The sequence below is a fragment of the Paraburkholderia madseniana genome, assembly GCF_009690905.1.
Lineage (GTDB): Bacteria > Pseudomonadota > Gammaproteobacteria > Burkholderiales > Burkholderiaceae > Paraburkholderia > Paraburkholderia madseniana.
Window position 1 is genome coordinate 18,659 of the sequence record NZ_VOSW01000112.1, and the last position, 10,064, is coordinate 28,722.

At 62.6% G+C, this 10,064-nt stretch carries 7 protein-coding genes; 5 read left to right on the forward strand and 2 right to left on the reverse strand.

All coding sequences use genetic code 11. The annotated features are described in order from the left end of the window. Positions 1 to 136: 136 nt before the first annotated feature. Together FSO04_RS38050 and FSO04_RS38055 are read right to left on the reverse strand one after the other, a co-directional pair. Positions 137 to 559: an ACT domain-containing protein gene (locus FSO04_RS38050; protein WP_154566614.1), complete on the reverse strand. Its 423-nt coding sequence runs from the start codon at positions 557 to 559 to the stop codon at positions 137 to 139. Between the two features lie 836 nt (positions 560 to 1,395). Next, positions 1,396 to 2,856, reverse strand: a complete 1,461-nt coding sequence (locus FSO04_RS38055; RefSeq protein ID WP_154566620.1) for an efflux transporter outer membrane subunit — start codon at positions 2,854 to 2,856, stop codon at positions 1,396 to 1,398. Between the two features lie 76 nt (positions 2,857 to 2,932). On the opposite strand from FSO04_RS38055, the gene FSO04_RS38060 reads away from it, so the two are divergent. From FSO04_RS38060 to FSO04_RS38080, 5 genes are all read left to right on the forward strand, one after another. Beyond that, complete coding sequence (locus tag FSO04_RS38060; protein WP_154566615.1) at positions 2,933 to 3,550, forward strand: TetR/AcrR family transcriptional regulator; 618 nt, start codon at positions 2,933 to 2,935, stop codon at positions 3,548 to 3,550. An 83-nt stretch (positions 3,551 to 3,633) separates the two neighbouring features. Then, positions 3,634 to 4,749, forward strand: coding sequence for an efflux RND transporter periplasmic adaptor subunit (locus tag FSO04_RS38065; RefSeq protein ID WP_154566616.1), 1,116 nt, complete (start codon positions 3,634 to 3,636; stop codon positions 4,747 to 4,749). Then, positions 4,746 to 7,883 (forward strand): efflux RND transporter permease subunit, encoded by a 3,138-nt coding sequence (locus tag FSO04_RS38070; protein ID WP_168435979.1) that lies wholly within the window; start codon positions 4,746 to 4,748, stop codon positions 7,881 to 7,883. Before FSO04_RS38065 ends, FSO04_RS38070 begins: the two co-directional genes overlap by 4 nt. Before the next feature lie 31 nt (positions 7,884 to 7,914). Beyond that, entirely contained in the window at positions 7,915 to 8,721 is an 807-nt protein-coding gene (locus FSO04_RS38075; protein WP_154566617.1) for an oxidoreductase, read from the forward strand. A 169-nt stretch (positions 8,722 to 8,890) separates the two neighbouring features. Continuing rightward, a complete protein-coding gene (locus tag FSO04_RS38080; RefSeq protein ID WP_154566618.1) occupies positions 8,891 to 9,424 on the forward strand; it encodes a MarR family winged helix-turn-helix transcriptional regulator in 534 nt (177 codons plus the stop codon). The last annotated feature ends 640 nt before the right edge of the window (positions 9,425 to 10,064 follow it).

A 10,064-nucleotide genomic window follows, 5' to 3' on the forward strand; every position in this document is an offset into this window, starting at 1 on the left:
GCTTCGCGCTCGCGTGCACGCACGGCTGCGCAGTCTGTCGATCTGAAGTGGTTGTCCAGGGCAGTCGTGTCAGACAGGGCGACCCAGTCGCCTCGATAGGAAGATCCACGCCAGTTCGCGGTCCGGCAGGGGTTCTTCAGGCCCTCTGTAGAATGTCCATCGCCTTTTCGGCATCGTCCAACGAGTCGACCGCGAGATAAGCAATGAACTGTGTGCCAAGTACAGCAGCGGAAACGCCGCGGAGGTTGATCCCCCCGTCGGCCAGCGTCTGGGTCAATTGCGCGATGATCCCCAACTGGTCCAAGCCCATTACACGGACGGAGTGAAGGCTCGGAGTGACTGCGAACCCGACCTGTGTCGCGGCATGGATCTCCCTCTCCCCCTGCAGCGGTGCGACAAACACGACCCCTTTGCCCGATGCTTCCGGCGTGCGACGTGCGATGACGAACTGCAGGTCTACGCCAGCATCCCGCAAAGCGCTTAATACTTGCGCAAGCCCTCCCGGTTTGTCATCGATGGTAGCTGCCCAAACATCGACGCGTTCTACGCTCAGTTCCATGGCAGCCCCTCCCGCCTGATCCATCTCCCAATTAAAATCTACTTCATCAACGGCACGCGAGCAAGGCCAGCGGCGTAAGCGAGACACAGGAATGCCCGGAATCCCCGGGCCGGCACTGCCGGGGTTCATGCTCTGCAACGCCGGCACTGTGTGCCTAGGAAACTACTCGTTTCGTTTTGTCGTCATGCGACGCTTGCCTACCTCGAGAGCATCCGAACAAAGAGCTTTGTGTGTCGCTTGTCGGACCTATTCCGAGAAGACCTTTCCCAGCGATTCACCGCATTTTTAGCGCGGATTGGTCTGCCACCTGCATAAGTCCGTACCGGAGCATGCGTAGCTTAAGAGCCCCGCGCCCACGGCTGCAAACAGGTCCGATAGGTACCGCCTGCGGCTCGGACTTGCTCCCACTTGGAACCTCGGGACCGCCCGGTGTTTCTGAGGCTCCCGGTCCAGCTCCGTCCGCCGTTGCGCCTGCTCGGGCGCAGCGACATCTATCGCAGCTTCGTCCTTGGTGCGGAACTCCGCGACGCCCACGCCCCGTAGGACCAATCCGTGTAAAGGAGCGTATCGATGCTCTCAACGAGAATACAGAAGTCATACAAAGGGGTGTCCGTTGGGACGGTCTGCCGTTGCCGGTACTGGTATCCGACGGACCCTTGTCGACCCGTTTCCGTCAGTCAGGTCATTGCACTAGTTGTGGCCGTTCTCGAATTACCAACGGTCACTTGCCCGTCGTGCGCACTGCGCATCGGCAGGCGCCGGAAACAGCGTCCCGACTGTCGGAGGAAGCCTCTGCAAACGAGCGGGCCGGCTGCTGCCGGCCCAGGGCGGTGGTGCTATCGGCTTGCAACGGCCTGAGGATCGGCGGGTTGCCACCCTCCGCCGAGTGCCTTGAATGCAGCGACCGCTGCGCGCGCGGACTCCGTCTGCGCCTGCACCCGCTCGTCGGATGCGCGCAGCAAGTTTTGATCGGCCTGCAGGACCTCGATCAGGCTGACGACGCCTTTCTGGTAGGCCGCAAACGAGGCGGCTCGCGCCCGGCCTAGCGAGTTCACACCCTGCGCGAGAACGGCAGCCTGCTCCTCGCGCTTCACGAGCGCAGAGAAAGAATTCTCGACGTCCTCCGTTGCGTGCAATGCAGCAAGCCGGTACGCGGCGAGCATCTCGGCGTCCTGGCCTTTGGCCTCATTGATCTGGGCATTGATGCGGCCGAAATCGAACAGACGCCAGCGCAGCCCCAGCACGCCAGCGGCCTGACTGGCGCCGCTACTGAACAGGTTGCCGCTGGCCACTGAAGTAGCGCTCCCGATCAGGCCACTGAGCGACAGCTTGGGATAATACTCAGCGACTGCCACGCCAATACGCGCGTTGGATGCAGCAAGGCGACGCTCAGCCACTATCAGATCGGGCCGACGCCTGAGCAACTCGCCAGGCGATCCGGTGCCTGCAATTCGCGGGGCGGCCGGGATATCGCCGCCCTCGTTGAGTTCCGCCCGATGCGTGCCGGGCTGTGAGCCCAGCATCACATCCAGCGCGTTCATAGCCGCATCCAGCCCCGCCTCGAGGACCGGGATGGATGCCTGAACCTGCGCAAGCGCGCCTTCAGCCTGGCTCACCTGAAGGTCGGCCGCCAGGCCTTTCCCATACAGAAGCTTGATGGTCGAGAGCAGATCCTGCTGCGTCTGCAACTGCTTGCGGGCCACCTGCAGACGAGCCTGCAATCCACGAATGGTGATGTAGATGTCGGCGGTCTGTGCTGCCACAGCCAGGCGCGTGGCCACCTCGCCGGCCTCTGAAGCCTGATAGTCGGCAAGTGCCGCTTCCCGTCCGCGACGCAGGCCACCAAACACATCCAGCTCCCAGCTCGCGCTGAAATTGGCCTCGTAGTCGTTGCCATAGCGATCGAAACCGGGCGTTGAATCCAGGACACGTCCCAGCGGAGTCTCAACCGACTGGTAGACCCGGGCCGCCTGGCCGCTGACATTGCCAGAAGGCAGCAGCGCGGCATTCGCCGCGCCAAGTCCCGCACGCGCCTGCGAGACGCGCGCGGCGGCCTGCGCGAGGTCCAGGTTCTGTTCCAGCGCGAGCGTAACGAATCGTGTCAGTTGCGGATCGCCGAAACCCGTCCACCACGTGACCAGGTCTGCGCTCTCCGCCGCCTGCCGGTGAGCTACCGCGGCCTGGCCCTGGAAATGGTCCGGCATGGCTACATCGGGCCGAACATAGTCGGGGCCGACAGCGCAGGCCGCCGAGAGGCTGGCGACAATGACCGCAGCAAGGAGGTGTTTGGGTAGCATGAGCATCTTAGCAAGGTTCCGGATGTGACTATAATACCAAATGGTCACTCGTTGTCCATTCCTGTATGCTATGCCCATGAAAAACACCACCACTCCCTCCGCCCCCGCGCGTGGCCCGGCTGATCACGAGGTGCGGGACCAGATCGTTGCCGCCGCCACCGAGCACTTCAGCCGGTATGGCTACGAGAAAACGACGGTCTCTGACCTTGCCAAGGCGATCGGGTTTTCCAAGGCCTACATCTACAAGTTCTTTGAATCCAAGCAGGCCATCGGCGAGATGATCTGCGTCAACTGTCTGCACGAAATCGAGAGCGAGGTCCGGACAGCCGTCGCAGAGACCGATCTGCCGCCGGAGAAGCTGCGACGGATCTTCAGGGTCTTTACCGAAGCGAGCCTCAGGCTGTTTTTCCGGGACCGCAAGCTATACGAAATCGCAGCATCGGCCGCCACGGAAAACTGGCAGGCGGTGCAAGCCTATGAAGCACGCGTGCAGAAGCTGCTCCAGGAAGTTCTGCAGGAAGGTCGGCAAAGCGGAGACTTCGAACGCAAGACGCCGCTGGACGAAACCGCGATGGCAATCTATCTGGTGCTGCGCCCGTACCTCAACCCGCTACTCCTGCAATACAACCGCGACACCACCGATGTCGCGCCTGCGCAGCTGTCCAGCCTGGTTCTCCGAAGTCTGTCGCCCTGACGCGGTCAACACTAGTGACTCTTGACCGAAATGGTCACTAGAACCATAATGAAAGCCGTCATCACTTTATCGATGGGACTTTCATGTTCTCGCGTCGCCTCGCCACATCCGCACTCGCCTGTGCGCTAGCGCTTGCGCTAGCGGCCTGTGGCGAAAAAGCACCGCCCGATCCGCGCACCGAGGTGCCGCTGGTGCGCACGGCCATCGTTCAGAGCGCCGTCCCCGCAGCCCGTTCGTTTACGGGGACTGTCGCGGCTCGCGTGCAGAGCGACCTGGGTTTCCGTGTTTCCGGCAAGGTGCTGGAACGGCTTGTGGATACCGGCCAAACCGTCAAACGCGGCCAGCTGCTGATGCGCCTCGATCCCATCGATCTCAAGCTTGCCGCGCAGGCCCGGCAGGAGGCGGTCACCGCCGCGCGGGCGCGGGCGCAGCAGACCGCGCAGGATGAGGAGCGCTATCGCGACCTGCGCGGCACGGGTGCGATCTCGGCTTCGGCCTACGACCAGGCCAAGGCGGCCGCCGATGCCGCCAGGGCGCAGTTCAGCGCGGCCCAGGCCGACGCCGACGTGGCGCGCAATGCGACGGACTACGCCAATCTGGCCGCGGACGGCGATGGCGTCGTGATGGAAACGCTGGCCGAACCGGGCCAGGTCGTCAGCGCCGGACAGCCCGTGGTGCGCCTGGCCCATGCCGGGCGCCGCGAGGCCGTGATCCAGCTACCGGAAACTCTGCGCCCCGCCATCGGTTCGGTCGCCCATGCGACCCTGTTCGGCAACAGCGGCGTCAGCGTGCCAGCCACGCTGCGCCAGCTCTCGGATACGGCGGATCCGCGTACCCGCACATTCGAAGCGCGTTATGTGTTGCAGGACGCGCTCGCCGACGCGCCGCTAGGTGCAACCGTCACGATCGAGATACCGGACGCACGCGTGGCACTCCAGGGCGGCACGCAGGTGCCGATCGGCGCGGTGCTCGACGCGGGCAAAGGGCCCGGCGTGTGGGTCGTCAACGGCGAGCCGACCAGGGTTGCATGGCAGCCGGTGACGGTTCTTCACCTGGACGACGACAGCGCGCGCGTGTCCGGTACGTTGAAGCAAGGCGATCGCGTCATTGCGCTCGGTGCCCAGTTGCTGCACGAAGGCGAACAGGTCCGCGTGTCCGGCCAGTCCGTCGCGATGGCGAACGAAGGAGCACGTCCGTGAGCGAAGGCCGATTCAATCTGTCGGCGCTCGCGGTGCGTGAGCGCTCCATCACCTTGTTCCTGATCTGCCTGATCTCGCTGGCCGGGCTCCTGTCGTTCTTCAAGCTGGGTCGCGCCGAAGATCCAGCCTTCACAATCAAGGTGATGACCATCGTCACCGTATGGCCGGGGGCCACGGCGCAGGAGATGCACGATCAAGTTGCCGAGAAAATCGAAAAGCGCATGCAGGAGCTGCGCTGGTACGACCGGACCGAGACATACACGCGGCCAGGCCTGGCCTTCACAACGCTGACGTTGCTCGACAGCACACCGCCGTCGGAAGTGCAGGAGGAGTTCTACCAGGCCCGGAAAAAAATCGGCGACGAAACGGCCAACCTTCCGGCTGGCGTGATCGGGCCGATGGTCAACGACGAATACGCGGATGTCACGTTTGCGCTCTTCGCACTGAAAGCCAGGGGCGAACCGCAACGGCTGCTCGTGCGCGATGCCGAGACGCTGCGCCAGCGGTTGCTGCACGTGCCGGGCGTGAAGAAGGTCAATATCATCGGCGAGCAGGCCGAGCGCATCTACGTCCAGTTCTCGCATGACCGGCTGGCAACGCTAGGTGTCAGTCCGCAGGACGTGTTCGCCGCGCTCAATGGCCAGAACGCCCTGACGCCAGCCGGCTCCGTGGAGACCAAAGGTCCGGAAGTGTTCATTCGCCTGGACGGCGCCTTTGACAACCTGCAGAAGATTCGCGACACGCCGGTCGTCGTGCAGGGCCGCACGCTGAAGCTGTCGGACATTGCCACCGTCGAGCGCGGTTATGAAGATCCGGCGACATTCATGATTCGCAACAACGGCGAGCCGGCGCTGCTGCTGGGCATCGTGATGCGCGACGGCTGGAACGGGCTCGACCTCGGCAAGGCGCTGGACAGCGAGGTCGGCGCAATCAACGCCGGGTTGCCGCTGGGCATGAGCCTGACCAAGGTCACCGATCAGGCCGTCAACATTCATTCGGCGGTCGACGAGTTCATGCTCAAGTTTTTCGTCGCCCTGCTGGTGGTCATGCTCGTGAGCTTCGTGAGCATGGGCTGGCGCGCAGGCCTGGTGGTTGCCGCCGCCGTGCCGTTGACGCTGGCCATCGTGTTCGTGGTGATGGCCGCGACCGGCAAGAACTTCGACCGCATCACGCTGGGATCCCTGATCCTGGCGCTGGGCCTGCTGGTGGACGACGCGATCATCGCCATTGAAATGATGGTGGTGAAAATGGAGGAAGGCTACAGCCGTGTGGCCGCCTCTGCCTATGCCTGGAGCCATACTGCCGCACCCATGCTCTCGGGCACGCTGGTGACGGCGGTCGGCTTCATGCCCAACGGCTTTGCAAGGTCCACCGCCGGTGAATACACCAGCAACATGTTCTGGATCGTTGGCATTGCCCTGATCGCATCGTGGGTCGTCGCCGTGGTCTTCACGCCGTACCTCGGCGTGAAGATGCTGCCCGACTTCAAGAAGGTCGAAGGCGGGCATGACGCGATCTATGACACGCCGCGCTACAACCGCTTCCGCCAGTTGCTGACGCGCGTGATCGCGCGCAAATGGCTGGTCGCCGGTTCGGTCGTTGGCCTCTTTGCCCTGGCCATCCTCGGTATGGGCGTGGTCAAGAAGCAGTTCTTCCCGATCTCCGATCGCCCCGAAGTGCTGGTCGAAGTGCAGATGCCCTACGGCACATCGATTTCGCAGACCAGCGTCGCCACGCGAAAGGTGGAGGCATGGTTGTCTGAACAGAAGGACGCCAGGATCGTCACCGCGTACGTCGGGCAAGGTGCACCGCGCTTTTTCCTGGCGATGGGACCGGAACTGCCCGATCCGTCCTTCGCGAAGATCGTGATCCGCACGGACAGTCAGGAGGAGCGCGATGCACTGAAGGCGCGACTGAGGCGAGCCATCGCCGACGGTCTTGTGCCCGAAGCGCGCGTGCGCGTCACGCAACTCGTGTTCGGGCCATATTCGCCGTTCCCGGTCGCCTATCGCGTCACCGGTCCGGACCCGGACAAACTGCGTGGAATCGCGGCTCAAGTCCAGCAGGTGATGGAGCCCAGTCCGATGATGCGCACGGTCAACACGGACTGGGGCACGCGCTCACCGACGCTGCACTTCACGTTGCAGCAGGATCGCTTGCAGGCGGTGGGATTGACGTCCAGCGCCGTCGCGCAACAGCTGCAGTTCCTGCTCACCGGCATGCCTGTCACCGCCGTGCGTGAGGATATCCGAACCGTGCAGGTGATCGCGCGCTCGGCCGGCGATGTGCGTCTCGACCCTGCCCGGCTCGGCGACTTCACGCTAGCCGGCGCCAACGGGCAGCGCATTCCGCTGTCGCAGGTCGGCAAGGTCGACGTGCGGCTGGAGGAGCCGATCATGCGCTGGCGCGACCGCGTGCCGACGATCACGGTACGCGGCGACATTGCCGAGAACCTGCAGCCGCCAGACGTATCAACGGCAATCACCAGGCAGCTTCAGCCGATCATCGCGAAGCTGCCCAGTGGCTATCGCATCGAGCAGGCGGGCTCCATCGAAGAATCGGCCAAGGCGACGACTGCCATGTTGCCGCTGTTCCCGATCATGCTGGCGATCACACTGATCATCATCATCTTTCAGGTGCGTTCGATATCCGCGATGGTGATGGTGTTCATGACCAGCCCGCTCGGCCTGATCGGCGTCGTTCCGACATTGATCCTGTTCCGGCAGCCGTTCGGCATCAACGCGCTGGTCGGCCTCATCGCGCTCTCGGGCATCCTGATGCGCAACACGCTGATCCTGATCGGGCAGATTCACCAGAACGAACATGCCGGGCTGGATCCGTTCCATGCGGTCGTCGAAGCCACTGTGCAGCGGGCGCGCCCGGTGATCCTCACGGCCATGGCGGCGATCCTGGCCTTCATCCCGCTGACGCATTCGGTGTTCTGGGGAACGCTCGCCTACACGCTGATCGGCGGCACGTTCGCAGGGACGGTACTGACGCTGGTGTTCCTGCCGGCCATGTTCGCGATCTGGTTCAGGATCCGCCCCGGCAGCCCTGCGGGTTCGCACAAGAGCCGGAATCACCAGTCTTCGCGCTCCGAACCGATGACCCAGGATGCGCTCGACGCGCGTTGAAACACCATCAAATCACCAAACGGAGCTTTTCATGTCGCATTCCACGGTTGTCGTTGTGACCGGCGTGTCATCGGGCATCGGACGCGCCACCGCCGAGAGGTTTACGAGGCGAGATTGCCGCGTGTTTGGCACAGTGCGCAGCATTGCAAAAGCGGCGCCTATCTCCGGAGTCGAGCTTGTCGAGATGGATGTTCGCGACGATGCTTCGGTCCAGGCCGGAATCCAGTCCGTCATCGAACGCACCGGGCGAATCGACGTCCTCGTCAATAATGCGGGAACGAGCCTGATCGGTGCCGTGGAGGAAACTTCGGCTGCCGAGGCCTTGTCGCTGTTCGATACCAACGTCTTCAGCATTCTGCGCACGACGCAGGCAGTACTTCCCCATATGCGTGCACAACATTGCGGAAGGATCATCAATGTCAGTTCGGTGCTCGGGTTCTTGCCCGCCCCCTATATGGGACTCTACTCCGCGTCCAAGCATGCCGTTGAAGGGCTGACCGAGACCCTGGACCATGAGGTGCGCCAGTTCGGCATCCGGTTAACGTTGGTCGAACCATCCTTTACCAGGACCAATCTGGACATCAACGCCCCTATGGCAAGCTCGAAAATCGCCGACTATGATCGCGAGCGGGCCCTTGCATCGAGCGCAGTCGTCAACAGTGTAAAAGGTGCCCCCGCGCCCGACGGCGTGGCGAAGACAATAGTTGAAGCGGCGCTTGGCACCTGGCGTATGCGTCGCACACCGGCCGGCGAAGCGTCCCTGTTGCGCAAATTGCGGCGCTTCATGCCCTCCGGCCCCGTCGATGCAAGCTTGAGGAAAACATTCGGGCTCACATGAAGTCCTCTCTCCCGCCGCAACGTGCATCACGTTCGCGGGCCCGCCCTGCGCCGACGAGTGATTAGCTTCAGGCGTCCATGGTCATGACAACTTCGGCGCCTTGCAACGACGGCCCGCAGCAGCACGGAACTCTTTGCAACCGAGCCCGTACGCACCCGGAACCGCACATATGGAAAGTCAGAATTGCGAGTCGTCAATGCTCGCAATCGGAGAAATCTCCGCTCTCGCGCTCAACCATTTTTTCGCCCAGCGCGCAATGCGCGCTTTATGGGCTCATTTCGACGAAGCGCTGCGGGATACGGACGTCAACGCATCCCAGTTTTGTATGCTCGCCTTGCTACATCTACGCGAACCAATGGTTTTCGGCGACATGGCAGCAGAACTGGCAATGGACCGATCGAACCTGTCGGCCAATCTGGCACCATTGTTCCGTCGCAAGCTCATCTCATCGATCACCCACAAGGGAGATCGGCGGACACGTCAGCTCGCCGTGACGACCGAGGGACGAAAAGCTGTGGCTTCCGCAATGAGCCCCTGGATGCGAGCTTATCAGGATACCTTTGCGTTTTTGAGACTGATTGATCTTGATTCAATGCGTGATCTTTTCCACGTGATTCGGGATATGAAAAGGCTCGACGACCTGAACGACGCCAGCGGCGCTCCTGCTCGCCCGGAATCTCGACTGCTGCGACGCAATGACTAGCCTGGTGAACTACAAGACGGCCCGACAGCCCGGAGGATCATCGTGACTGACATACGTCGGCCGCGTCAATCCAGTTCGGAGCACGGGGGAATCGGCGCGAAGGGGCAGTCGCGTGACCATCAGCTCGAAGAGACCTACCGGGCTTCCGGAGCTACCTGCGCTGTTACCGGGTTGAGGCATCTCCCAGTATTTGCCGCCGCATTTCGGCCCATTCTGCCCATTCGATGAGCGCCTCGATGAGGGTCCGAGCGCAATTCCCATTTTGCTCAGCGTGTATTCGACCTTCGGAGGAACCTGGGATACTGTCCAGCTGGCGCGAGCCGATGGAAGCGCGCATTGTCGGCCCGAGTCTTTCAGCAACACCTGTCGAACGGCCGGTTGCCGGTGTGCAGCGGTCGCCCTGACGTCCAATCGACGCTGCCGGCGAATGACTCTTGGTGGCCGACCTCTGCCTCACGCGATCCGCATGTGCAGCACGAGCCCGGCGGTCGGCACCGCGCGACCCCAAAAGCAGACAGTCTGGCGAGACCCGCTACAAACTTTTCAGAAGATTGTCGATTTTCGATCATCAGCTTCGTCGTCAGGTTATTCACACCCAAAGGATCTCCCATGAAATACCTCGGCTTGGCCTACTTCACCC